Below are 25,313 nucleotides of genomic sequence, written 5' to 3'. Positions count from 1 at the left end.
TAGCTGTTTGACAAGTTGATAAAGCTGAAAACTAAATACACACTGCGATTAATAAAAATTCTATGATCGCGAGTGGATACTGTAATGGTGCAGAATTAGTTCTGTACACATCGTACAATCTCAAGTTTGAAAAAATTAAAGTAAATAAAATAAGAGCATTTGGTGGATGCCTTGGCACTAGAAGGCGATGAAGGACGTAATACGCTGCGATAAGCTTCGGGGAGCTGCGAATAAGCTTTGATCCGAAGATTTCCGAATGGGGAAACCCACCTGCTTAGCAGGTATCGTATAGTGAATACATAGCTATGCGAAGCAAACCCAGCGAATTGAAATATCTTAGTAGCTGGAGGAAAGGACATCAACCGAGACTCCGTTAGTAGTGACGAGCGAACGCGGACCAGGCCAGTGGCTTCAGAATAAAAACTAGAACAACATGGAAAGGTTGGCCATAGAGGGTGATAGCCCCTTATAGGTAAAAAGTTTTGGAGTCCTTGAGTAAGGCGGGACACGTGAAATCCTGTTTGAACATAGGGGGACCACCCTCTAAGCCTAAGTACTCTCTAGTGACCGATAGTGAACAAGTACCGTGAGGGAAAGGTGAAAAGAACCCCGATAAGGGGAGTGAAATAGACCTGAAACCGAATGCTTACAAGCAGTCGGAGCAGACATTTATGTTCTGTGACGGCGTACCTTTTGTATAATGGGTCAGCGACTTAGTTTATCTAGCAAGCTTAAGCCGTTAGGTGTAGGCGTAGCGAAAGCGAGTCTGAATAGGGCGATTTTAGTTAGATGAATTAGACCCGAAACCGAGTGATCTAGCCATGGCCAGGTTGAAGGTGGAGTAATATCCGCTGAAGGACCGAACCCACTACTGTTGAAAAAGTAGGGGATGAGCTGTGGCTAGGGGTGAAAGGCTAATCAAACTCGGATATAGCTGGTTCTCCGCGAAATCTATTTAGGTAGAGCGTTATAGCGATTACCGTCGAAGGTAGAGCACTGGATGAGCTAGGGGGTCCTACAGACTTACCAAACTCAACCAAACTCCGAATGTCGACGAGTACAGCATAGCAGACAGACTATGGGTGCTAAGGTCCATAGTCGAGAGGGAAAAAGCCCAGACCGCCATCTAAGGTCCCTAAATCATGACTAAGTGTTAAAGGATGTGGGAAAACCAAAACAACTAGGATGTTGGCTTAGAAGCAGCCATCATTTAAAGAAAGCGTAATAGCTCACTAGTCTAAATAAGTTCTCCTGCGCCAACAATGTAACGGGGCTCAAGTCATGTACCGAAGATGCGGATTTGCACTTTAATAGTGCAGATGGTAGCGGAGCGTTCCGTAAGCCTGTGAAGGTGAACTGTGAAGTTTGCTGGAGGTATCGGAAGTGAGAATGCTGACATAAGTAGCGATAAAGAATGTGAGAAACATTCTCGCCGAAAGTCCAAGGGTTCCTGCGTAAAGTTAATCTGCGCAGGCTTAGTCGGCTCCTAAGGTGAGGCTGAAAGGCGTAATCGATGGGAATCAGGTTAATATTCCTGAACCTGAGGGATGTGACGGAGATAGTAAATTGTATACGCTTATTGGATTGCGTGTGCGGTGAATATCTTCCAGGAAATAACACCCTCGTTAAAGACCGTACCCCAAACCGACACAGGTGGACAGGTAGAGTATACCTAGGTGCTTGAGAGAACGATGCTGAAGGAACTAGGCAAATTGCATCTGTAACTTCGGGAGAAGGATGACCTGTGAATGGGCAACCATTTATAGGTGGCACAAACTAGGGGGTAGCGACTGTTTATTAAAAACACAGGGCTCTGCAAAGTCAATAGACGAAGTATAGGGTCTGACGCCTGCCCAGTGCTGGAAGATTAAGAGGAGGGGTGCAAGCTCTGAATTGAAGTCCCAGTGAACGGCGGCCGTAACTATGACGGTCCTAAGGTAGCGAAATTCCTTGTCGGGTAAGTTCCGACCCGCACGAATGGCGTAACGATTTCCCCGCTGTCTCCAGTATCGACTCAGCGAAATTGAATTCTCCGTGAAGATGCGGAGTTCCCGCGGTTAGACGGAAAGACCCCGTGAACCTTTACTATAGCTTTGCACTGGTATTAGGAATTAGATGTGCAGGATAGGTGGGAGACTATGAAGCGGTGGCACAAGCCACTGTGGAGTCACCCTTGAGATACCACCCTTTTGATTCTTGATATCTAACCGCGATCCTTGAATCAGGATCCGAGACAATGCATGGTGGGTAGTTTGACTGGGGCGGTCGCCTCCCAAAGAGTAACGGAGGCGCGCGATGGTTAGCTCAGGTTGGTCGGAAATCAACTATTAGAGTGCAATGGCATAAGCTAGCCTGACTGCGAGTCTGACAAGACGAGCAGAGACGAAAGTCGGTCATAGTGATCTGGTGGTCCCGAGTGGAAGGGCCATCACTCAACGAATAAAAGGTACTCCGGGGATAACAGGCTGATGATTTCCAAGCGTCCATAGCGACGAAATCGTTTGGCACCTCGATGTCGGCTCATCACATCCTGGGGCTGGAGAAGGTCCCAAGGGTTCGGCTGTTCGCCGATTAAAGTGGTACGTGAGCTGGGTTTAGAACGTCGTGAGACAGTTTGGTCCCTATCTGCCGTGGGTGTAGGAAGTTTGAGAGGATCTGCCTTTAGTACGAGAGGACCGAGGTGGACGTACCTCTGGTGGACCAGTTGTCGCGCCAGCGGCATAGCTGGGTAGCTAAGTACGGAAAGGATAACCGCTGAATGCATCTAAGCAGGAAACCTACCTCAAAACTAGACTTCCCTATCAGAGCCGTGGAAGACCACCACGTTGATAGGCCAGGTGTGGAAGCACGGTAACGTGTGTAGCTAACTGGTACTAATAGCTCGATTGATTTACTTTGCTGAGGTTGTACTTTGTGTGCAGCATTAATTCTGTAAAAAACATACCAAGTTTTCAGTTTTATCAACATTAAATTTTTTTATTTGCCTTCTAGGAGGCTGTCAAAGATAGTTGATGAATTTTTGGGAGAAACGAAATCGAGTACCGCAGCGTACATAGACGTACGTGAGGAGCGAAGGTGAGTTTTGACGCCAAAATTACCAACTAGACCTCTTGCAAAATTTGCTTATGTGCAAGGATTTGAAGGAAAACGCGGACGCAGAATCGTAGCATACTATAATGTATGTGAGGATTTGGGTACCGCATCATTGTCCAAATTACCAGCAGAAGTAGAGTTGTAAAAGATATTTGTTGACTTATGATGTAAGAAATTTGTATTGCTAGCTTGGTGGTTATAGCACAAGTGAAACACCCGATCCCATACCGAACTCGAACGTGAAACCTTGTAGTGCTGATGGTACTATGCCCTGAGGCATGGGAGAGTAAGTCATTGCCAAGCTTGCAATACAAATTTTTAAAGCTATCTAGATTGGCGGTACTTCGTTATTGCGAAGAGCTACTTTAGTAGCAACGAAATAATCCAAAAAAATGATTGGATTTAGATTGTTTTGCTGTTGCTCGCTAATAGACGAACATATAGCTAATCGGGTTAGCTATATGTTCACGGAACCTAGGGAACTCTGCAATAACTAAAGTATAATTCTATATTTAGCTCTTTTTAGCTGCGGATATACTAAAATGATTTGGATAATTGGAGCATAAAACAAGGGGTGAGCGAGCGGAGTGTACATTTGAGTGTGCGAATTCCCCGCAGTTTTACGTCCCAATTCTTCAAATCATTTTAGTATAAACATGATTTTCTTGCAATAGGTACGTTATTGCTTCAAAAATCATATTTATTCTCGTCGAAAAATAGCTCAAAATATAATTAATTAGTTATCGTGGGCAGCCTCTTAGAATAATTCCTTTTGGTAGACCTCCTTTACTGGACACTTACCAATCAAACCAAATACCAGAATATACAAATTCCCAATAAGTTTTAAGAAAGTTCATCGTAATAATTCCAGGTTTACCATCTGCAATTAAGTTATCATTAAGTTGAGTTACTGGTAATATTTTAGTTCTAGTACCAGTTAAGAATATTTCTTTTGCATTTAAAGCTTCTTGTACTGAAAAAGGTTTTTCTTCGAAATTTAAACGTTGCTTATAAGCAAATTCTTTTATAGTTTTCCTCACTATACCAGGTAAGATACTAAACCCTTCATAATGAGTTCTCAGCACTCCATTAGAATCAACTATCCAAACATTTGAGACTGTTCCTTCACTTATTTCTCCATTATCCTTTACCATTATAGCTTCAAAAGCATCATTTTCTGATGCTTTTGACTTGCTAAAACAGTTGGTAATAATGCTAAGGATTTTAAGTCACTACGCTTCCAACGTTCATCAGGTACTGTTATTGCTTTAACTCCATTAACATAACCTTCATAACTATCATTAACAGGATTATAGCGGATTGGAAAATCATATGGTTTTACACTAATGATAGTCGTAGGTTTGGCTTCTTTCGGAAAAGGTCTGCTTCTTGGTGCTACTCCTCGTGTTACTTGGTATATAAATATATCCTTCTTCTATTTCCTTTTCTTTTATATTATTCTTACTCATTAAATCACGTATGATATCTTTATGCGCTTCATTACTTGAAAATGGTGGTACCATAATGATAATAGAGAAAGATCGGTTAATCCTTTCTAAATGTTCTGATAATTTTACTGGATGAGCTAGGTGTATTGATATAACCTCATACACACCATCTGAAAATTGAAAACCTCTATCTAAAAAAGAAACCTTAGCTTCGTGTTCTAGGACATATTCCCCATTGTTGTAAAGGATAAATTTATTCATACTACTATATATTTTAAATCGAAAAAAACTAATATATTGTCTAAATATATAACATCCAGGTTTCTAGAGAGGTATTGGAGGCTCAAATGCTAGAATTATAAGCATTGTAACGGCAATAGTAAATTTATCAACTTAAATCATATATTAGTGCCAATAACATTCTAAAATGATGGTAAATAAGACGAACCTTAGCTTACAAAAAACTGATTTGTTCATGGGTTCGTTTAGAAGCCGAGGGAATGATAAGTAATATAGTTTGTAAGCCAATGAATTCCATCAGGGCTATAGGGTAAATTTAAAGTAATTTATTAACTATAACCTCAGTTTGATGTAAGAGGAAGGTTGAGATTGTTTAATTTTCCAAAAGCTACAGAAATTTTATTAGGCTTAAAAACATAGGCAAGCAGTCCAGCTAATACGTTAGTTTGAAAATTCATAACAGATCTATGCCTTGTATGGTCTATATGACAAAGGTTTTTTAGTTGATCGTTAATGGTTTCAATAATATACCTTTTATTTAAAAACCGCTTTTTAATAGGATCTATTATTCTTTCTTTCATATTACTTGAGTCAATCATTTAATTTGTGTGTGCGTCAAGATAAGGTGCATTAATCTTACGGGTGAAAGTCCTGTTATGGAAGGAGTAGCTAGCTCCACCATATAGCGAGTCTTGTGCTGCTGAAGGTAACGACAGTAGTAAAGCGTAGACAGCGAAACATCCGAGCCGAAACCAAATGGTGAACGTGATAGCCCTGAAATGATATTGGTAGTGGAAGTCGATGTGCTACACAACGCAGTAGACAAGAGAAAACTAGAGGTCAAACTAGCGAAAATCCGAAAGTTTTCAACCATCGGGGTCTCAGGCGTCAGCGAGTTTGTAGAGATTAATGACACAACTTGAGAAGTCCTTATAACTCTTACTGAGTTAAGTAAGTATTCAAAGTACAAGTGCCGAAACATAAGGCTTTGGAGATGGTGTTAAGGATGGCTGAGTCAGTTGTAGTAGTGATGAAGCTTCGTAATGGGAGTGGAGCGAAGGGCTGACAGAAAGGTAAGAACGTAAGAGGGAAACAATGACCGTACACAGCATAGACGGAAATACATGGTCAACGAAACTTGAGCGTATAAAGTTGCTATCATCACAAAATCAAGACATAAAGTTTAATAATCTTGGACATATTATTGATTTAAAGATGTTAGAAGAACAATATAAGGAACTTGATAGCAAGAAAGCTGTAGGAATAGATGGTATAACCAAAGCGGTTTATGGTAAGAAGTTGGAAGCAAATTTGCTCTCGCTCCTTACTAAAATTCGCAAGGGGCAATATCAAGCTAAACCTGCACGAATTACATTGATTCCAAAAGAAGATGGAGGCAAAAGACCTTTGGTAATATCATGCTTTGAAGACAAGATAATCGAGTCGGCAGTAAGCAAGATATTAAACTCAGTGTTCGAGCCAATATTCTTAAAATGTTCTTACGGGTTTCGACCTAAATTAAACGCCCATGATGCACTTAAGGAGTTGAATAGACTTACGTATAACTTCAATAAAGGAGCTGTAGTTGAAATTGATATAACTAAGTGCTTCAATTCAATCAAACATTCTGAGTTGATGGGATTCCTAAGAAAGAGAATATCTGACAAAAGATTCCTAAGACTAGTTATGAAACTGATGGAAACACCAATTATAGAAAACGGCATTACAGTTACTAACAAGGAAGGATGCCGCCAAGGGTCTAAAACATCACCAATTTTGGCAAATGTCTTCCTACATTATGTTATTGACTGTTGGTTTGCTAAAATCAGCAAGGAAAACATAAGAGGGCAAACTGGAATGGTGAGGTATTGTGACGATATGGTGTTCGTCTTTGAGAATGAAGAAGACGCGAGGAAGTTTTATGAGGTTTTGCCCAAAAGATTAAACAAGTATGGCTTGAACATCAATGAAGCTAAATCGCAGATGATTCAGTCCGGTAGATACCATGCTGAGGACTTAGCTAAGCAAGGTAAGAAGATCAAGAGTTATAATTTTCTTGGCTTTACTTGCTATTGGGGTAAATCAAGGTTTGGTAACATATGGAGATTAAAATATACCACAAGGAAAGATCGATTTACCGAGAAGCTTAAAGGGCTAAGAGAATATCTACGAAGTCACCTTAATGAGAGGGGCAAAGAACAGATATTATTGCAAGTCATTAGAGCTACAAAGGGGTGGATCAATTATCATGGTATATCAGATAATCAAAGACGAGTAAGTTCATTTATTCACCAAACTAGGCGAGCAATATATGGGTGGTTTAATAGAATGGGTGGGAAGCGTAAGATGAATTGGCAAAGATTAGCTGAAATACTCAAAAGGGTCGACTTTCCAAATAAGTGGAAGACCATTTCAATGTTCTAAAACCAACAAAAAAAATAGGGTACAAGCCTATCTTACCTTTCGGGAGCCGGATGCGGTAGCTCTGCATGTCCGGTTCTGAGGAGGGGCTTAACCAAGCAATTGGTTAGGTCTACTCACAAAGTTCATTTTTTATTTTCCAATAAATCATATTTAAAATCTCCACAAAGTATTTCAAATTGATTTAAAGCTAAAGACCAATCTTTAATAGGCATGGTCCATTTTTTGGCTGCATTTTGTAGGGATAAAAATATTATTTTTTGAATTGACTTATCATCTGGAAACACCCCCTTATTTTTGATAATTTTTCTAATTTGACGATTTACAGATTCTATAGTGTTAGTAGTATAAATTACCTTTCTGTTCTCTTCAGGAAAGGCAAAAAACGGTATTATCCCAGACCAATTACGTTGCCAAATATCAGGCTCTGTACAAATAAGTGTGTAAATTTTTCAAAGGTTATATAAAAATATAATATAACAAAAGGAGAAATTATAATGCGTCACAAACAAAATGAAGCAATGAATCAAGCAATAGATTTATTAATAAATAATGATACAGATATATCAACTTTATTTAAAGAGGATGGTTTATTAAAACAATTAACCAAAAGGCTTGTAGAGAAGGCATTGCAGTCAGAGATGAATAATCACTTAGGATATGATAAATATTGTCATACTGATAGCAATAATGTTCGTAATGGTAGTAAAGTAAAGAATCTAGTAACAAATAATGGAGTTGTAGAGATTGAGGTTCCAAGGGATAGAAGTAGTACATTTGAACCTGCATTAATTCCGAAGCGTCAAAGACGTATTGAAGGATTTGATGATAAAATAATATCGTTATACGCTAAAGGAATGAGCTTATCTGATATTAAGATTCAAATGCAAGAATTGTATGGAGCTGACGTTAGCGAAAGTTTGATAAGTCAAATTACTGATGATGTAATTGAGGATGTCAAGATATGGCAAAGCCGACCATTGGATCGAGTATATGCTATAGTATTTTTTGACTGTTTAGTAGTAAAAGTACGTCAAGATAAACGAATTATCAATAAGTCTGTATATGTAGCATTAGGTATTGATTTATCTGGAAGGAAGGATATTTTAGGATTGTGGAACAGTGAAAATGAAGGAGCTAAATTTTGGCTTGGTAATTTTACTGAGATGAAGAACAGAGGTATGCAAGACATGCTTATTGCTTGCAGTGATAATTTAACCGGTATGTCTGAGGCAATAGAAGCAGTTTTTCCGAAAACCGAACATCAATTATGTATTGTACATCAGATTAGAAATAGTTTAAAATATGTATCATATAAAGACCGAAAAGAATTAGCGGCTGATTTAAAGCCTATATATACTGCTAGCACAGAGGAAGAAGCACATCTTGCTTTAGAATCTTTTGAAGCTAAATGGAGTAAACAGTATCCACAAATTGCTAAATCTTGGTATGTTCATTGGGAAAATTTAATGGTTTTTCTAGAATACCCTGAGGCGATAAGGAAAGTAATATACACAACTAATAGTATAGAATCTGTCAATAGCCAATTACGTAAGGTTACTAAGAATAAAAGGGTTTTTCCAAATGATAATGCCGTTTTTAAGACCTTATATTTGGCAATTGATTATATGACCAAGAAATGGGTTATGCCGATTCCGAACTGGAACGCAGCTATGGCTCACTTTTTGATAAAATTTGAAGGTAGAATTTAAGCCCTATGAAAAATTTACACACTTAATTAGAAAGGCTCATTTTTTATCCCATTTTACACCAAATTGCTGAAGTTTTAAACGTGCCATTTCGTCATTATTAGCTGTATAAATTTGTTTTAGATCTGATGTGACCTCTTTTAAATCTTTATATGACACATACTTTACTGAATTGCGAACCATATGTACAATACATAATTGTACTATAGTACTCGGGAATACACTGCTTATAGCTTCTGGAAAGCCCTTTAAACCATCCACACAAGCAACATAAATTTGTTCAATTCCTCGATTCTTTAACTCAGTAACTACTTGCATCCAAAATTTAGCACCTTCATTTTTGCCTATCCAAATGCCAAGTAACTCCTTTTTCCCTTCTATATTTACAGCAAGTGCTAAATATACTGCTTTATTTATTACTATGTGATTGTCTCTAGATTTTACATAGATACAGTCCAAGTATAATATTGGATACACCCTATCTAAACAACGATTTTGCCACCTAGTTACTTCTTCTATTACCCCATCTGTTATGGTGGATATCAAGTCACCAGATACATCAGTTTGATATATTTCTTCTAAATGCCCTCGGATCTCGCTGACTGTCATACCGCGACCATAAAGGGATATCACTTTCTCATCAAATCCATTAAATCTCCTCAGCCCTTTTGGTATTAATTGAGGATTATACTCTCCTTCCCGATCTCTTGGTACTTCTACTGTCAGCTTACGACCATCCCCATCAATTACTGTCTTCTCATAGCTACCATTACGACGATTATTATCTACTTTTGGCATCTTGCTATGTTTTGAATATCCTAATTCATGATCCAACTCACTTGCTAATATTTTCTCAACTATTTGCTTCTTTAGCTGTTGAAATAAACCATCTCGACCAAATAACTCCGATGGATCTGCTTTTGATAATAATTCTTCTACTAGCTGATTACTGATGTTTAATGTATCTTTATCTGTATCTAATTTTTTAGCCATAATTCCTCCTTGCTTGCTTAAGTTACTTTTTTTACAGTAATCTCTTACTGCTTTCTTTGCAACTTACACAAACTATAGGACAGACTCTATTACTTTTAATTTTTGTTATTAGTTCTAAAGCTTGATTAGCAAGGGATTGAGTGAGTTTTTTACTGATATACCCACGATCACCAAAAAGCCAGCCTTGTAATTTATCTACTAAATTTTCTACCACTGCTCTATCATCAACATTTCCTGGAGTTAAAAAAAACTCATAATCTCTCCGCAACTGTTAATGACAATATGTAGCTTACAACCAAAGAACCACCCAGTGGAAGTCTTACCTCTTTTTGCTATGTCTTTGAATACTTTATGTCTATTAATTCTTAAATTAGGGCAAGCAGGAAGTTTAGTAGAGTCGATATAATATTGACCAGTTTGTTTTCCTGATAGGCTTTTTAGCAGTAATACCATGGGCATGAAGCTCATTGGCATTAACTGAACAAAACGACTATAGCTCACAAGTTTTGGAAATTCCTTTCTATAACTTTGACATAGGCAGCATAAATAAAAATCTTTAAAGGTACGGTAGTGACATAGCAATTATCTTTTATCTAAATTTTCAAAAAAATATTTATCTAAATAATAAAACAACGTTTTTGTTGAATAAGTTTATGGCAAACTTCAAGTAGCTTACGCATACAAGCAACTATCGCAACTTTCTTAGGTTTAAAATTATTAACAAGCCTATTGTATAAAGTTTTTAAATATTGAAAACCATTTTTGCCAGTTAATACCGCCATGTATAAAGCATCCCGTGGTATTTTTCTGCCTCCCCTAATAAATCTTCGTCCTTGCTTATTACCACTATCACGGGCGTACGGAGCTATCCCCACAATTGCTGACAATTCATTACTACTATAATTTTTATCCCCTAATTCAGGTACAAAACTAATTAGTTTTGTAGCCAAACATTTACCAATACCAGGTACAGTCTCTAATATTTTTACCTTCTCTTTTAACTCTTCTGACTCATCTATTGTTTTGTTTAACTTCTTATCAAGCTCAGCTATTTCATTTTGTAAGAATTTAATGTGTTTTTCTATACTATCTTTATCAATACCATCAATACTATGATGTAGTCTTTTCTTTTCATTGCTAAGCATTAATACTAAATCTTCTCGTCTTTGCTTATATCTCTTCAAATTCTCTGATTCAACTTGATATATATAATTCGCTGAAAGCTGCATCTTATCACCATAATATGCTAATTTAAATGCATCCTTCCTATCAGTTTTACACAAATTTACCGATTTACTAAAAGAATTAAAACTATATGTATTGACCTTATGTATTTGTTGCTTATTATTATACAGCTTTTGACAAATCTCAGCTTCGTATCCTCCAGTGGGTTCACATATTATTAGCTTAATCTCTTGCTCTTTTACTAATTTAATCACCTCTTCATGACCAGCTGCATCATTGGCAAAACGATGATATTTAGGTTTATCGCTTGTATTATATACACATATATCAAGCCATTGTTTACTTACATCTAGACCTATTATTTTACTCATGATATAATCTCCTTCGTCTTATTGTGCAAGGCTGCTACTTCCAACACCTTCTGCAATTTGTTCAAAGCAAACTTTGTAAGAGGGTACTTATTCTATGCTCGATTATCTCAATCAAGTACCCCTCAAATCACCCTCTTACCATTACTTATATCATAATTTAAAGATATAAGTACCCTACAATTTTTGTAAAGATGGTATTAGGATAGAAAAAAGTTTTTGTTTGGGAGGTATTAATAATGTGGATATTAGCTGCGTTATGGCTGTTGTAGATTGATAAAAAGCATTTTTGATATGATCAAAGCCATAGGTAAATAATGAAAACAATTGTCTTTCAATGGTTTTGTACCGTTTTATTCGGATGGGATTTAAGGCATTTTGTATTATTCCATTTTTGACTATTAAAGCTGAAGCAATAGCAGTTATCACTAATAATTTTTCAAATCTATCCAATTTTACAATGTGACTTTTTTCAATATCAAAACCACCGCTTTTTAGGTGCAAAAATAGTCGTTAACACTCCAACGAAATTTATATAAAGCAAAAATATCTTGCTCTATTTCAATTGAAGACACCAGAACCATCAGCTCGCTCTTATCATTTCTATATGCGGTAAAATTAACCTTTCTATTCCATAATATACCACTACAAGCCCTATACTCTAAGGCTTTAACATCACTAAATATTCTTTCAATGGTTAAAGTTCTTAAACCTTTTGTAAGACGAATTTTATGATCCATTTTTAATGGAATAACAAACTTTAGATGGTTATTTATCAGAAAGTCTAACCATTCTTTATTCATAAATTCTCTATCAGCAAGCAAATATTTTATTCTTTCAACGCCAAAATTATTAATAAATTTCTGTAAAAATTCCTTCATAAATTCTGCAGAACACCCGCCACCATGCGACAAAGTCTTCCAGAATATTGGCACCGATATTTTACCAATTACCATTACTAAAAATAAAATATTAATATCGGATTTACCAAATTTCCAACTTGTCCTATCCATTGCTACGACATAATTTTTTGAAGCAAAAAAGCTTAATAGCAAATAGCCAACCTTCATATAATCAAAATTAAAATCTTTTAAAAAACGATAAATTCTATGAGTTTTTGACGTCGCTTTAGCATCACCTAAAATACCAAGTGCTAAACCTTTTTGATAAATTGAGCTGCCCGTCAGCAAACTAATTACCATACCAACCAAACATTTTAATCTTGATTTATTTCCGTCTATATATAAAATCAATTCTTGAAGTATTATATTATGCATTTTGTTATAAAAATACCTACCTTATACTACTTCACACCACTCTAAATCAACCATTCTTCTTCATCTTCTCAAAATTGTAGGGTACTATAACGGTAGTGACTCAAGTGAAACATTACTATAATAGTAATAATCTCTGAGAGTCCTATACTGCAAACTACTTTACGCTTACGGTTAGGATTTGGTAATATATATTTATTTTGCTCCGTATCAAAATGCTTGCAAAAATCATCAATTAAGCAGAAAATCTCCGTAAGAGGGATCATAATATATTCTCCAATTTTGTTGTTATTATTCGAGAACTTTATAATCCCTCTCTTCTTACTTTTCAAATATTCTTTCTCCTAACACACTAGTTTGAAAGAAGGTTTTATTGTCCCAAAATTTGGTTAAAACCTCCGGCTTCAGCCGGAAAAGACTTCAGTCCTTGTTCTAAAATATTTCAATTTACTAATGTTATCATATATATTATTCTCTGAATAGAGAATAATATATATGACTGATTATAGTAAGTCTAGCCACACCGTATTTTACCACCGCTTCCATATCGTTTGGATTACTAAGTATCGATACAAAGTACTCACAGGTAACCTCAGGATTAGAATTAGAGAAATTATTGCTCAGGTAGCAGAATATCTTGGTATCAAAATCATCAATGGAATATTATCTGCCGATCATGTCCATATTATGGCTGAAATTCCACCTCATATATCCATTAGTCAGTTTGTTAAAGCAGCTAAAGGACGTTCATCATATAAAATTCAGCAAGAATTTCCTGAAATTAGAAAAACTTACTGGGGACGCCACTTTTGGGCTAGGGGCTTCTTTAGCTCAACCAGTGGTAATGTCACTGATGATATAATCAATAACTACATTAACAATCATTCAGATGCACATCAGCCTAATAATGTAATGAATATCTCTTTAGAGTAAATCCGTGACTTCTAGTCGCAACTTCAACCTACCAGCTTCAGCTGGTTAGTTATTGAGTTTTACCATAGCTCACCACCAACAGTTTGTTTATGTTATTACATAATGCTTAGCATTTTGTTTGGTGCTTACGTCAAACTCAGGTTAACTATAAGTCGGATACATGACTACATTCAATTTTTTTGCTGTTATATATTATTTTTTTTCTTGGATTATCTGGTAGGTCTATACATGAAAAAAATAAGCAATACCGCAAAAATAATGAAAACAGCTATTAATGGATCATAAAAATCTGTTATACTTATAGATATAACAGATTTTAGAATAACTTGTTATACTGAATTCAGGTTATCTAAGATTAGACCAAAAAAAGAGGAAAGGAATATGCACCATATTAACAATAAATTTTACATGCCACTAGTGACGTTACTTTGTATATTTACTTATTTATTAAATTTCTTTAATAAAATATCTCAGTGTTCTTTAGTATTTGTCTTTTTAACGTTAACTGTTAATATTATATCTGAACTATATGGCAAGAAAAAAGCTATGATTGCTGTGGTGTTGAGTACGATAGTAATCTTTGGTTTGTTATGGAATTTAGATTATTATATTAATGGTTGTGTTATTAAGGGAGTTGCGTCTGCAACTTTTGTCTCTGTATTGCTGTCAACATATTGTAGTACGAGTGTATTTTTACATCTCAAATCAGCATTAACATATTCTTTTAATAACAGGAATTTTATCAGTTTAATAGTATGTGCCATTATAGATGGTATTGTAATGTTAGGATTCTTTATCAATATATTTCCTGCAACTAGAGTTTTGTCGATTTTTTACCAAGAAGTACTATTTAAATGTGTATATTCATTAGCAGCTTATATATGTATATTTGCCGGATTATATTTAGCCCACAAAGTACATAATAATAAGATTAATGAGGGAAAAAAATAATAAATAACGCTTGCTCAAAGCTATATTACTCGTCTATTTAGCTGATTAATAAATATTATCCTTGACTATCAAGACAAAAAGCTTTAGTATGTGGCTCTAACCAAGTAATAAGTAGGTTAGAGCCTTATATGGCAGTAATTTCTAAAGTTTTTTCGTATCTCTCTATAACTCAAAATACATCACCCACCTCAAAATTAACAAATAGATTGTCAGAATATATCTTTCCTATCAAAAGGCATGAATTATCTAAATTTCTATATGTAACATTATTGATGTTCTGTATTTTATTTATACAAAATATTATCAGAGCCTTAAAAGACAGTTTGATTAATACCATGATTGGTACCGAAACTGTATCATTTCTTAAATTTTGGGGGGTTTTACCTTCGGCATTTTTGATGTCGATAATCTATGTGAAATTAGTAAATAACATAAAAGGGGAGTATATATTCTACCTTATATTGTCAATTTTTCTACTGTTTTTTGCTTTATTTGCATTTTATATTTTTCCTAATCATTTGGCATTGCATTTGAATAGTGAGCATGATGGTATTTTAGTAAAGTCTTATCCCAATTTAAAATGGTTTATATTACTTTTATCTAATTGGAGTTTTTCTTTGTTCTATATTATAGCAGAATTATGGCCAAGCGTGATATTTGCATTACTTTTTTGGCAGTTTGTTAATAATATAACCTCGGTGGAACAATCAAAAAGATTCTATCCTTTATTTGGACTTTTTGCTCAAACGGGACTTTACATATCAGGTAAGTTTCTAGAGAACTTATCTTATCTAAATCAATTGTTAATTAAGAAGTTTGGTCTACAACATACAGAGTCCGAACTTTCAGTACAAATCATATTAGGATGCGTATTGGTACTTGGCTCAATAGCATTAGCAACTTTTTGGATGCTGAACCATAAAATATTAGATAAATCTCAGGTAGAAAAACTGCAATTTTCTGTCAAGAAACAATCGCTAACCCTTATAGAAAGTTTTAAAATGGTTATTGCTTCAAGATATATTAGGCTAATTGCTACACTGCTTGTCTGTTATGGTATAGCTATAAACTTAGTTGAAGGACCTTGGAAAGCATCAGCTTCAAAGATTTATAAAACACCGACGGAATTTGCTGCTTTTGTTGGCAATTATCTAAGTATTACTGGCATATTTACCATTTTGTTTGTTATTCTTGGCTCCAATATTGTCAGGAGGTTGGGCTGGTTTACCGCAGCCAGTATAACGCCAATAATGGTTTTTATAACTGGCATGCTATTTTTCTTAGTATCTAATTTTGATGGATTGTCTGCTATAATTGTGGTTAGCTTTATGCTCACTGATCCTTCTTCGATTGCTATTACAATGGGACTAATCAACAACGTGTTGAGTAAATCAAGTAAATATACTTTATTTGATTCTACTAAAGAAATGTCATATGTTCCTTTAGATACTGAGCTTAAGACAAAAGGTAAAGCAGCTGCTGACGTAATTGGTACTAAACTTGGAAAGTCAACGAGTGCCCTTCTCCAGTCTTTAATATTTATTATTTTACCTTGTGCAACTTATCAATCTATTTCTATATATTTAATGATAGTATTTGGTATAATCTGTATCATATGGATGTGGGTAATTAGAGAATTGAATAAAGAATACACTAATATAACGTCCTAAACTGTTAAACTTTACGTAAGAGATGAGGTAATAATGAAAAAATCCAATACTCCGGAACAATTGTCGCTTAAAAGTACCAAGGAGCAAATTTTATCAGCCTATAATGAGGTACTAGCCTGAATATTGCATGAAAGAATAGAGACAAAACCCTTGTAATACTATATAATATCAGTGTTAAAAGAAGATTACATAGAGGGTTTTGCCATGACAAATTGTACAGGATTAATTTACCAATCGAAAGTAAAAAATCGTCAAATAGAAATAAATTTCACAGGAGGTAATATTAGTAGCGATGGAGGTGTATTATTGCTAAGAGAAGCAGATAAAAGACTTGGTCTAACTAATGAACTGGCTAAGATTTTTCCTGATAAGCGAGATTCTGATAAAATTACTCATACTATTTTAACAATGCTCAAACAGTGTATTTATGGTATTGCTCTTGGTTATGAAGATTTAAATGATCACGATAATTTAAGAAAATGTCCAGCTTTGCAAACAAGTATAGACACTAAGGTGGTCCCCTTTGTCTAGACAAAAATTTAGATAAATAGAGATATAATTCACAAAAATTAAATTGTTGTTTTTATACAATATTTTTTTCAAAATATACACATTCTGGAGTTTTATAATCCAAAGCTTGATGCATCCTTTGTCTATTATAAAAGTCCATATATTCGTTAATTGCTGTCTTTGCCTCCTTTACTGTTGTTAAAATAATCCGATAAATTTTTTCCTGTTTTAATGATCGCCAAAAACGTTCAATAAAAATATTATCTAAGGCTCGTCCCTTACCATCCATACTAATCAAGATATTATGTAGCTTTAGCATACTAATAAAATTCTCCGAGGTAAATTGTACTCCTTGATCAGTATTATACCAATTGCAATAATTAACACGGTGTGTTTATCCAGTCTCTATACATAATTGATTTTACTAAATCTACATTATGAGCAAATTGATTCCAAGCGTAACAAGCCATAGTGACGATATCTTCATATACACCATAACATTGGTTAGACAAGAAATGATTTTTGATCCATTCCCAAACTTGTTCCATTGCATTAAGTTCCGGTGCATAGGGCGGAAGCGGTATCAAAGTGATATTGCTTGGCACAGTTAGTTTTTTGGCTGTGTGCCAACCTGCATTATCCGTTAGTAAAGCTATATGTCGGTTGCCTTGAATACTGCGAGAAAGCTCTTCTAAGAATTTATTCATTGCCTGTGTGTTTGCATATGGTAAAATTAATGCAAAAGCTTCTCCTGTATCATGGCAAGCAGCTCCATAAATATATGTTGAAATGAATTGCTGTTGCCGAACTTTACGGGGTCTAGTGCCACGCTTAGCCCATATACGAGTTAAGCTACCTTGTTGCCCAACTCGAGTTTCATCCTGAGACCATATATCAACTTTACATCTATCGATATTTTTTGGTAATAATTTTGTTAACATGTCTGGGAAGTTTTTTTATATGTATTTTGAGTCTCTTGATTTGACTTTGGATGCATTGAACGAGAAGTAATCCAGCTAAAACCAAGGCGGTGCATAGTATTGTAGACTGTTTTTAAAGCGCATTTAGCACCATATTCCTCAAGTAACATGATATGTAGCTCCTTTCCAGTTATATACCCACCAGTTTTACTTTCACTGAGCGTATTGATTTTATCAAAAAGAGCAGACTCTTGTATAGTGTTAATCTTCCTAGGGGCGCCGCTTCTTTGTGATTCAAATAATCCTTCAAAACCATGATTCCTAAATCTTCTGAGCCATGATTGCACAGTTTTCCAGTGTGACTTCACTATTTCAGATATGGCTTTTAAAGATTTGCCTAATTGAAGGTGATACATCGCCAATAAACGTATACGATTTCGACCATGCGGCTCATGTTTCATCATTTTTATAAAATCATGACCATGAAAACCTTGTGGTAATATTAACCTAGCCATTTGAGTACCTTTATCAGTTAAAAACCCATTTTACACCACTGCGTTAATTATTGCAATTGGTATTAAATATTTTTGGCATACCATATTTTTCTATAGCGTCTTCAAGGGCTGTTACACAAAATTCACTTTCCAAACTAATGGAGATTCGCCAACTTAGAATATAACGACTATACCAGTCAATAATAGCTACTAAATATACGAACCCTTGGCTCAGTCTTATATACGTTATATCTGCACTCCAAACCTGGTTTGGCAATACTATTTCTAATCCTTTTAGTAAATAAGGATATATTTTATGCGCTTGATTCCTCTTGCTTAAATTTATTTTAGGATAAACAGCTTCAAGACCCATTATCTTGTAGTAACGTCTAACAGCTTTACGACCTACCGAAAAACCTTGGGCTTGTAAATATTTAGCCATCCGCCGCATACCATAATATGGATGCATAGTATAGGTCTCATCAATTATTGCCATAATCTTGATATCTTGTTCACTAATACCAGTAGGTTGATAGTAATAGGTTGACCTGCTAATATCCAATAACTTACACTGTTGTACAATTGTTAACTTATTATGATTAGGCTCTATCATATTACACCTAACCTTTAATTCCAAACAATGCAGATTTTTTTTTGAGCCAGTCACACTCAACGCTTAACTGACCAATTTGCTCATATAGATTCTTGATTAACCCCTGCTGATTTGGATCAGCACTCTGTGTTTTATTCTTAAAACCTTGTACTAACAACTCAAGACCTTGTTTTTTCCAGTTGCTGATCTGTGTTGCATGAACACCATACTTACTGGTTATCTGGGCTATTGTTAGCTCTCCCTTAATTGCTTCTATGGCAATTTTGGCTTTCTCCTCAGCACTATATTGCCTTACTTGTTTTTTCATCTCTAGCTCTCCTTGTTTGCTAAAGAATTCTATCTCATTTTTCTTATTTTTCTGTCCAAAATATTGGAACCATTATACACACTGGACGATATGGCTAGTAGCTCTACTTTATGCCGTTTAGAAAATAAAGCAGATCGTGGATTTGCTCTTAAAGCTCATAAGGTGATGATTGACAAGTTTGTCGAATCTCATAAAACCGTGCCGAAACAATTAATACTTGATTTTGATGCCACTGATGATGAAATTTATGGCAATCAAGAGGGGAAGTTTTATCATGGATATTATCGTCATAATTGCTTTCTACCTTTATATGTTTTTTGTGGAAAAAAGCTGTTAGTAAGCAATCTTCGCAGCTCAAAGCTAGAACAAGCAAAGCATAGCTGGGCAATATTATCTCTATTAGTCAAGCGTTTTCGTCAATCGTGGCCTGAAGTAGAGATTATTTTTCGTGGTGATGGTGGATTTTGTCGTCATCAGATGCTGGATTGGTGTGATGAAAATAATGTAAAATATATAGTCGGAATAGCCCAAAATACTAGACTCAACAAGCTGCTTGAGCCATTGATGCAACAATCTAACGAAGCCTTCACAATTAGCAAAGAGAAGCAACGCTTTTTTAGTGAATTTAAATATAAAGCTGATAGCTGGAGTCGTCATCGTAAGATAGTTGGTAAATCAGAAGTAACTAGCCTTGGTGAGAATCCAAGATATATAGTAACTAATTTAGCAGGTAAGCCAGAAGATTTATATGATAAAAATTACTGTGCACGTGGAGATATGGAAAATCGTATAAAAGAGCAACAGTTAGAGCTATTTGCCGATCGCACTTCATGCCATAAATGGTGGGCTAATCAACTCAGACTAATTTTGTCAAGCCTTGCCTATACATTAGTAGAATATATACATGATAAGTTTTTACAAGGTACTGAATTAGCTAAAGCCTTGGTAGGAACGGTGCGTTTAAAATTGTTCAAAATTGGAGCAGTAATTATTAGAAATACTAGGAGCATTAAATTCTTGTTGTCTTCATCTTATCCTTACCAACATATATGGGATAGTGTTATGAAAAAATTAGCTATAGAATAAGCTAATATGGTACTGTCCCCGGTACAATAAAAAATGGGGGTAAGGGGGGATTCTATCTTAAATCAGGAAGAATTGCATATCTAGACATAATTTAAGTGAAAATTAACATATCCATTACCACTTATAAGCGATATTGCCATTTTATTTTTATAAATACCACCTTCATGCAATATCCAGGTTAGTGCAGTTAGCTGAAAAGCAAGTAACTAGTCCCCAAGAACAAAAGCAACGACAAGATGAGCAAGTTGTTATAACAAAAGCTGTTAGCAATTCATCGGATGCTATATTAACTGATCTTAGTGCCTTAAAATCCAAGATAATTAAACAAATCACGTCAGTTCGGGATAAGATATAGATGAAATAGTAATAGATAAAAGGATTGTCAAAAAGGAGTGCCTGCAGTATTTATATTTTTAAACAAAAAAACAAACTACAGGCATGAAAAAAGATATCACAGAATTATATAGTTTTATAGATGATTTTTGTAAAATTTATTTGGAGTATGAACAGAGAAAGTTATTACCATCAAATAAGCAAAGAAATCGCTGTTGTAGCATGAGTCTAAGTGAAATGTTAACAATAATAATTATGTTTCATACATCCTATGCTAAGAATTTTAAATTTTTCTATAAAAGTTATATAGAGTGCATGCATAAGGATGATTTTCCCAAAGCCTTGAGTTATAATAGATTTGTTGAATTAATGGCACGATTATTCATACCGCTAAATATGTTGATTCATTTGTTGTTTGGTGAGGAAACAGGTATTTATTTTATTGACTCTACAACGATTAAAGCTTGTCACAATAAAAGGCGTTATAGCAATAAAGTTTTTAAAGGATTAGCCAAACATAGTAAATCCTCTATGGGGTATTTTTATGGTTTTAAATTACATGTAATAATCAATAATAAAGGGGAGTTTATGGCATTAAAAGTGACCAAAGGCAATGTAGATGATAGGGTTCCAGTACCGGAGTTAACAAAAAGATTAACTGGAATTATAGCAGCTGATAAAGGTTATATTAAGCAAAATTTGTTCTTAAATTTATATGAAAGAGGCTTAAAAATGATTCATGGAATTAAGAAGAATATGGAAAATAAATTAATGGATTTGAAAGAAAAAATCTTACTTCGAAAGCGTAACTTAATTGAAACAGTTTTTGATTATCTAAAAAATAAAATGAACCTTGAACATACTAGACATAGATCACCAATAAATGCCTTTGTCCATATATTATCTACTCTTGTTGCTTACTCATTAAAGAAAAATAAACCTTCAACAAAATTTGATTTTAATCTACATGTTCACAATATCCTTATCCCGAATTGACGTAAATCGATAATTTATCAGAGCAATTGCTTAAAGAATCAGAAAAATTGGTAAATTTACGGGAAGCAATTAATTTAGAGCAAAAACATTTACAAGAATTATATCAAATTAATGAAACAGCTAATACTTTATCTGCCTTATTACAAGCCCAAATTGGGCAAAAAGAACAGTTTAAATTAGAAATGGAACAAACAAACTTTTACTCAAGAAATGACAGCCAAAAAATCTCAGTGGCAACAGCAAAGTGAGCAACTTGAGCGGGATTATAAAGAGCAAAAAGAAAAACTTGAAAAGACCAAGAAACGTGAGGAAGAAGAATATATTTATACATTAGAATTAAAACGTCGTAAGGAAATTGATGAATATAATAGTAAGAAAGCTATTATGGAGAAAGAATTATCGGATTTAAGAGATAATCTATTAAAACGAGAAGCTGATTTAGTAGAAAAAGAGGGTGATTATGAATCTTTAGAAATGCAAGTAGGGCAAATTCCAAATATAATAAAAGAGGCGGTAAATAATGCAGAAGAATTGCTTCGTAGTAAGCTATCACAGCAATATGATTTTGACATGCAACTTAAACAGCAGGAATATGAAGGCAAGTTAAAATTGCAAGCACAAAGTATTAGTTATCTTGAGATAAAATTACCAAGCAGGAAATTTTAATGAAAGAACTAACTGCAAAAGCCGATATGGCAACGCAACAAATTCAATCAATTGCTTGCCGTGCTTTAGATACTTCAGCCCAACGTTTCGTGACGTTGAGTACTAGTAATGATAAAGAAAAAGCCTAGGCAGACTCCTAGGCTCTGTGAACAAAATTTAAATTACTAGATTTCGACTCTTTTTAGCTGCAAATTATAAGATTTTTTTGAAATAGAACTAACTATTCCGGCAAAAATCTTATTAATTTTCGCTTAAAAATACTCAAAATCTAAACAATTAAAATTTTGTTCACAGAGCCTAGCACAATAGTTGACGTAAGAAAACTATTTTACTCTTGACTATTTGTTGTCTTAGTTTTATGATGACTGGCAATTTATAAAATAATACTAAAAGGTTTGATAGTTGTGGCTAAAAAAAATAAAAATGTTTTGGTAAGACTTGTTAGTACAGCTGGTACAGGGTATTTTTTGGTAAAGAAACGTAATCCTAAGACCCAAACTGAGAAATTAGCATTTAAGAAATATGATCCGGTAGTTAGGAAACACGTTCCTTTTAAAGAAGAAAAGATTAAGTAGTGAAATAGTAGGAATATATGGCAACAAAAATTCGTTTGGCAAGAGGTGGAACCAAGAAACGTCCTCATTATAGAGTGGTTGTAGCAAATGAAACGGCTCCTAGAGATGGTGACTTTTTGGAGAAGGTAGGTACTTATAATCCTATGCTTGTCAAGGGTGATGCAAATCGTGTAATTCTAAAATCGGATCGTATAGAATATTGGTTAAGTACTGGTGCTCAACCTACAGATCTTGTTGCTAGGTTTATTGAAGAAGCAGGTATAGCACTCCCAGCCTCGATCAAAAAGAAAATGGAAATAAAAATTAAGAATCGTAAAATAAAGCCTCCTAAGAAAGAGTCCAAAAAAGCTTAAATAACATGCTGTCATTGCGAGGAGGCGTTAGCTGACGAGCAATCCATAAAGGTTTTAAAAATGGATTGCTTCGACCATTACATGGTCTCGCAATGATGGTTATAGAACATATGACATTGCGAAAAGGCGTAAGCTGAAGAAGTAATTATAAGTCTAAAAAACGTCATTGCGAGGAGCCGCAAAGCGGCGACGTGGCAATCTATAAAAGTGATTAGAAATGGATTGCTTCGGAGGTTTACACCTCCTCGCAATGATAATGATGATGTGTTGTAAAGTATCTCCTTGCAATGACATTAAAGGTCACACGAGCTTTTTCTTATTTGCCGGATTAGCTCAGTGGTAGAGCAACCGCCTTGTAAGCGGTAGGTCGTCAGTTCAAATCCGACATCCGGCACCACAGCAAGTAACAAAATTATGTTTGTAATGCATAAGACAATTCCTTGTAGATTTATCAACTATTTAAAGTTCTATAAATTAGATCTTGCAATTGTCATGTTGGCATTATTATGTGTGTCAATTTCTTTGCTAGCAATAGGTGGAGCTTTTAGGCAGTTAATCGATAGCGGTTTGAAAGGAAATTATCTACAATCAATCAACCAATCAATATTATATATTAGTATTTTAATATTAATTTTTAGTACGGGTAGTTTTTTCCGTTCTTATTTCATTAATAATATTGCTGAAAAAATCGTTAGTCAAATTAGGCAAGAGGCTTACAGTAACATAATTAATTTCGATATTGTTTGTTTTGAGGATCTCAAAATTGGTGATATCATCTCCCGCCTGAGTATAGATATAGAACTTATTTATAAGTTGATTGTCAATTTTCTCTCTTTTTTTGTTCGTAACTCAATAATGCTAATTGGTGGAATTGTCTTAATGTTTTGCCAGAGTCCTAAACTCGCTGCGATTGTCATTATTATTATACCATTATTATTGCTACCACTAATAAAATTTGGTAAATATGTACGAAATTTATCAAAAAATGTTCTCCAATCACAAGCTAATATTACCGCTAATTTAGAAGAGAGCATATCAAATATTTGTGCAATACAAGCCTTTAATCAGCAGGCAAATAAAGTAGAGGCTTTCAATAAGCAAATTTCTGATTATTTACAACATGCGGCAAGTCGTTTGAAAGTCCGTTCAGTATTTTTTGCTTTGGCTATTTCAGTTATATTATTCTCGATTACTATAATTATATGGGTAGGTAGTAGAGACATAGTACAGGGGCATTTATCATCAGGTCAGATGATATCATTTATTTATTACGCTATCATCGCTGGTGTAAGTAGTGGGGGTATTTTTGAGCTTTTAACTGAAGTCCACTCATCTCTTGTAGCCTCGGAAAGAGTTTTTGTTCTTATAGATTATACTTGCAAAAATCAATTAACTAATGTTCCAATGGGTGATTATCAAGATAATAAATCTTCTTTGAGTATAGAGTTTGACAATGTAAGTTTTGTCTATCCATCAAGATTAGACAATTTAGTTATAGATGATCTGTCATTTAAGATAGATAAAGGTAAGTTTATTGGCATAGTTGGCAGATCGGGTGCTGGTAAAAGTACTATTATGCAATTAATGTTAAAATTTTATTTTCCTGAGAAAGGAATAATTAGAATTGCTGGTCAAAATATATCAAAAACTCAAGATCATCAGATAAGACGCAAGATTGCCTATGTTCCACAAGATTCAAGTATTTTTTCTGGTACAATTAGGTCAAATATTGCTTTTGCTAAACCTGATGCAAGTATGGAAGAAATAATAGAAGCGGCTAATAGCACAGGAATAATGGATTTTGTCCAAAATCTTAAAGAAGGACTAGATACTGAAATTGGTGAAAAGGGTATTAGATTATCTGGAGGACAAAAACAACGAATAGCTATCAGTAGGGCAATTCTATATAACCCAGAAATTTTACTTTTAGATGAAGCAATGAGTGCTTTAGATAGCGAGAATGAACAAAAATTATTGAGTAAATTGCAAGAAATAATGAAAGGCAAAACTATATTATCGATTGCTCATCGTATTTCAAGTATAGAACAGGCTGATGAAATTTTGCTAATTGATCATGGAACGTTAATTGCTCGGGATACTCATGTTAAATTGTTAGAAAAAAGTGAAATCTATAAAATAATCTGCCAAGAACAATCAATAAATTTGTAAAGAGTA

Annotated in this window: 25 protein-coding genes, 1 tRNA gene, 2 rRNA genes and 6 pseudogenes; 19 read left to right on the top strand and 15 right to left on the bottom strand. The window is 34.6% G+C overall.

Annotated elements, in window-relative coordinates; translation table 11 throughout:
* The first annotated feature begins 138 nt into the window (after nt 1-138).
* The 3 genes from NBW66_RS12390 (at nt 139) to rrf (ending at nt 3,396) form a co-directional block, all read left to right on the top strand.
* Nucleotides 139-2,898 (top strand): 23S ribosomal RNA (locus NBW66_RS12390).
* A 184-nt stretch (nt 2,899-3,082) separates the two neighbouring features.
* Complete coding sequence (locus NBW66_RS12385) at nt 3,083-3,238, top strand: palindromic element RPE1 domain-containing protein (RefSeq protein WP_250311168.1); 156 nt, start codon at nt 3,083-3,085, stop codon at nt 3,236-3,238.
* A 43-nt stretch (nt 3,239-3,281) separates the two neighbouring features.
* A 5S ribosomal RNA gene (gene rrf / locus NBW66_RS12380) occupies nt 3,282-3,396 on the top strand.
* A 494-nt stretch (nt 3,397-3,890) separates the two neighbouring features.
* Here rrf and NBW66_RS12375 read toward each other — a convergent pair.
* The 3 genes and pseudogenes from NBW66_RS12375 to NBW66_RS12365 all read right to left on the bottom strand — a co-directional run.
* Nucleotides 3,891-4,307, bottom strand: a complete 417-nt coding sequence (locus NBW66_RS12375) for an aminotransferase class IV (RefSeq protein ID WP_284346767.1) — start codon at nt 4,305-4,307, stop codon at nt 3,891-3,893.
* A gap of 129 nt (nt 4,308-4,436) precedes the next feature.
* Nucleotides 4,437-4,802, bottom strand: a complete 366-nt coding sequence (locus tag NBW66_RS12370) for an aminotransferase class IV (protein WP_250311167.1) — start codon at nt 4,800-4,802, stop codon at nt 4,437-4,439.
* A gap of 320 nt (nt 4,803-5,122) precedes the next feature.
* Nucleotides 5,123-5,368: pseudogene (locus NBW66_RS12365) on the bottom strand (transposase); the annotation flags it as partial.
* A 508-nt stretch (nt 5,369-5,876) separates the two neighbouring features.
* On the opposite strand from NBW66_RS12365, the gene NBW66_RS12360 reads away from it, so the two are divergent.
* On the top strand, nt 5,877-7,205 hold the full coding sequence (locus tag NBW66_RS12360) for a reverse transcriptase domain-containing protein (RefSeq protein ID WP_250310618.1): 1,329 nt from the start codon (nt 5,877-5,879) through the stop codon (nt 7,203-7,205).
* Between the two features lie 122 nt (nt 7,206-7,327).
* Here the strand turns inward: NBW66_RS12360 and NBW66_RS12355 are convergent.
* Nucleotides 7,328-7,618: pseudogene (locus tag NBW66_RS12355) on the bottom strand (transposase); the annotation flags it as partial.
* A gap of 81 nt (nt 7,619-7,699) precedes the next feature.
* Between NBW66_RS12355 and NBW66_RS12350 the strand changes: the two are divergent.
* Nucleotides 7,700-8,914 carry an IS256 family transposase gene (locus tag NBW66_RS12350; RefSeq protein ID WP_250310568.1) on the top strand — a complete coding sequence of 405 codons (1,215 nt, stop codon included), beginning with the start codon at nt 7,700-7,702 and terminating at the stop codon, nt 8,912-8,914.
* Between the two features lie 45 nt (nt 8,915-8,959).
* Here NBW66_RS12350 and NBW66_RS12345 read toward each other — a convergent pair.
* The 6 genes and pseudogenes from NBW66_RS12345 to NBW66_RS12320 form a co-directional block, all read right to left on the bottom strand.
* A pseudogene (locus NBW66_RS12345) lies at nt 8,960-9,904 on the bottom strand (IS256 family transposase); the annotation flags it as partial.
* A gap of 88 nt (nt 9,905-9,992) precedes the next feature.
* Nucleotides 9,993-10,483 (bottom strand): annotated as a pseudogene (locus NBW66_RS12340) (IS982 family transposase); the annotation flags it as partial.
* 38 nt (nt 10,484-10,521) lie between these two features.
* Nucleotides 10,522-11,460: an IS110 family RNA-guided transposase gene (locus NBW66_RS12335; RefSeq protein ID WP_250311165.1), complete on the bottom strand. Its 939-nt coding sequence runs from the start codon at nt 11,458-11,460 to the stop codon at nt 10,522-10,524.
* A gap of 174 nt (nt 11,461-11,634) precedes the next feature.
* Nucleotides 11,635-11,961, bottom strand: coding sequence for a hypothetical protein (locus tag NBW66_RS12330; protein WP_250310575.1), 327 nt, complete (start codon nt 11,959-11,961; stop codon nt 11,635-11,637).
* On the bottom strand, nt 11,952-12,734 hold the full coding sequence (locus NBW66_RS12325) for a transposase (protein WP_250310771.1): 783 nt from the start codon (nt 12,732-12,734) through the stop codon (nt 11,952-11,954). Before NBW66_RS12325 ends, NBW66_RS12330 begins: the two co-directional genes overlap by 10 nt.
* Nucleotides 12,735-12,823: 89 nt before the next feature.
* Nucleotides 12,824-12,997 (bottom strand): annotated as a pseudogene (locus NBW66_RS12320) (IS982 family transposase); the annotation flags it as partial.
* A gap of 229 nt (nt 12,998-13,226) precedes the next feature.
* On the opposite strand from NBW66_RS12320, the gene tnpA reads away from it, so the two are divergent.
* From tnpA to NBW66_RS12300, 4 genes are all read left to right on the top strand, one after another.
* Complete coding sequence (gene tnpA / locus NBW66_RS12315) at nt 13,227-13,664, top strand: IS200/IS605 family transposase (protein WP_250310592.1); 438 nt, start codon at nt 13,227-13,229, stop codon at nt 13,662-13,664.
* A 381-nt stretch (nt 13,665-14,045) separates the two neighbouring features.
* The gene (locus tag NBW66_RS12310; protein ID WP_250311163.1) at nt 14,046-14,615 is read left to right on the top strand and encodes a VUT family protein; all 570 of its coding nucleotides are present in this window, start codon (nt 14,046-14,048) and stop codon (nt 14,613-14,615) included.
* 164 nt (nt 14,616-14,779) lie between these two features.
* Nucleotides 14,780-16,285, top strand: a complete 1,506-nt coding sequence (locus tag NBW66_RS12305; RefSeq protein ID WP_250312199.1) for an Npt1/Npt2 family nucleotide transporter — start codon at nt 14,780-14,782, stop codon at nt 16,283-16,285.
* Between the two features lie 171 nt (nt 16,286-16,456).
* A complete protein-coding gene (locus NBW66_RS12300; protein ID WP_250311162.1) occupies nt 16,457-16,816 on the top strand; it encodes a transposase in 360 nt (119 codons plus the stop codon).
* A 52-nt stretch (nt 16,817-16,868) separates the two neighbouring features.
* On the opposite strand, the pseudogene NBW66_RS12295 reads toward NBW66_RS12300, so the two are convergent.
* From NBW66_RS12295 to NBW66_RS12275, 5 genes and pseudogenes are all read right to left on the bottom strand, one after another.
* Nucleotides 16,869-17,162 (bottom strand): annotated as a pseudogene (locus NBW66_RS12295) (transposase); the annotation flags it as partial.
* 13 nt (nt 17,163-17,175) lie between these two features.
* On the bottom strand, nt 17,176-17,736 hold the full coding sequence (locus NBW66_RS12290; RefSeq protein ID WP_250310543.1) for an IS630 family transposase: 561 nt from the start codon (nt 17,734-17,736) through the stop codon (nt 17,176-17,178).
* Nucleotides 17,730-18,230, bottom strand: a complete 501-nt coding sequence (locus NBW66_RS12285) for a helix-turn-helix domain-containing protein (protein WP_250310542.1) — start codon at nt 18,228-18,230, stop codon at nt 17,730-17,732. Before NBW66_RS12285 ends, NBW66_RS12290 begins: the two co-directional genes overlap by 7 nt.
* Nucleotides 18,231-18,273: 43 nt before the next feature.
* Nucleotides 18,274-18,822: a DDE-type integrase/transposase/recombinase gene (locus tag NBW66_RS12280; protein ID WP_250311160.1), complete on the bottom strand. Its 549-nt coding sequence runs from the start codon at nt 18,820-18,822 to the stop codon at nt 18,274-18,276.
* Between the two features lie 7 nt (nt 18,823-18,829).
* Nucleotides 18,830-19,129 (bottom strand): transposase, encoded by a 300-nt coding sequence (locus NBW66_RS12275; protein ID WP_250310554.1) that lies wholly within the window; start codon nt 19,127-19,129, stop codon nt 18,830-18,832.
* A 90-nt stretch (nt 19,130-19,219) separates the two neighbouring features.
* On the opposite strand from NBW66_RS12275, the gene NBW66_RS12270 reads away from it, so the two are divergent.
* The 10 genes from NBW66_RS12270 to NBW66_RS12230 all read left to right on the top strand — a co-directional run bounded on the left by NBW66_RS12270 (nt 19,220) and on the right by NBW66_RS12230 (nt 25,307).
* Nucleotides 19,220-20,215 carry an IS1380 family transposase gene (locus tag NBW66_RS12270; protein ID WP_250311159.1) on the top strand — a complete coding sequence of 332 codons (996 nt, stop codon included), beginning with the start codon at nt 19,220-19,222 and terminating at the stop codon, nt 20,213-20,215.
* Between the two features lie 133 nt (nt 20,216-20,348).
* Nucleotides 20,349-20,570, top strand: a complete 222-nt coding sequence (locus NBW66_RS12265; RefSeq protein WP_250311158.1) for a hypothetical protein — start codon at nt 20,349-20,351, stop codon at nt 20,568-20,570.
* An 83-nt stretch (nt 20,571-20,653) separates the two neighbouring features.
* Nucleotides 20,654-21,544: an IS982 family transposase gene (locus NBW66_RS12260; RefSeq protein ID WP_250310582.1), complete on the top strand. Its 891-nt coding sequence runs from the start codon at nt 20,654-20,656 to the stop codon at nt 21,542-21,544.
* Nucleotides 21,545-21,570: 26 nt separating this feature from the next.
* Entirely contained in the window at nt 21,571-21,792 is a 222-nt protein-coding gene (locus tag NBW66_RS12255) for a hypothetical protein (RefSeq protein WP_250311157.1), read from the top strand.
* The gene (locus NBW66_RS12250) at nt 21,755-22,210 is read left to right on the top strand and encodes a hypothetical protein (protein WP_250311156.1); all 456 of its coding nucleotides are present in this window, start codon (nt 21,755-21,757) and stop codon (nt 22,208-22,210) included. The genes NBW66_RS12255 and NBW66_RS12250 overlap by 38 nt, the downstream gene beginning before the upstream one ends.
* Nucleotides 22,210-22,338, top strand: a complete 129-nt coding sequence (locus NBW66_RS14690) for a hypothetical protein (RefSeq protein ID WP_284346693.1) — start codon at nt 22,210-22,212, stop codon at nt 22,336-22,338. The genes NBW66_RS12250 and NBW66_RS14690 overlap by 1 nt, the downstream gene beginning before the upstream one ends.
* A 276-nt stretch (nt 22,339-22,614) precedes the next feature.
* Nucleotides 22,615-22,785 (top strand): 50S ribosomal protein L33, encoded by a 171-nt coding sequence (gene rpmG, locus NBW66_RS12245; protein ID WP_094649033.1) that lies wholly within the window; start codon nt 22,615-22,617, stop codon nt 22,783-22,785.
* A 17-nt stretch (nt 22,786-22,802) separates the two neighbouring features.
* Nucleotides 22,803-23,138: a 30S ribosomal protein S16 gene (gene rpsP, locus NBW66_RS12240; RefSeq protein ID WP_250311155.1), complete on the top strand. Its 336-nt coding sequence runs from the start codon at nt 22,803-22,805 to the stop codon at nt 23,136-23,138.
* A 322-nt stretch (nt 23,139-23,460) separates the two neighbouring features.
* Nucleotides 23,461-23,535: transfer RNA gene (locus tag NBW66_RS12235), tRNA-Thr, on the top strand.
* A gap of 26 nt (nt 23,536-23,561) precedes the next feature.
* Nucleotides 23,562-25,307, top strand: a complete 1,746-nt coding sequence (locus NBW66_RS12230; protein ID WP_410525800.1) for an ABC transporter ATP-binding protein — start codon at nt 23,562-23,564, stop codon at nt 25,305-25,307.
* Nucleotides 25,308-25,313: the final 6 nt, after the last annotated feature.

Origin of the sequence: Rickettsia endosymbiont of Oedothorax gibbosus (genome assembly GCF_936269705.1) — a bacterium.
GTDB lineage: Bacteria > Pseudomonadota > Alphaproteobacteria > Rickettsiales > Rickettsiaceae > Tisiphia.
Note: the sequence above shows the minus strand (reverse complement) of the source record. Positions and strands in the feature narration are given on the sequence as shown.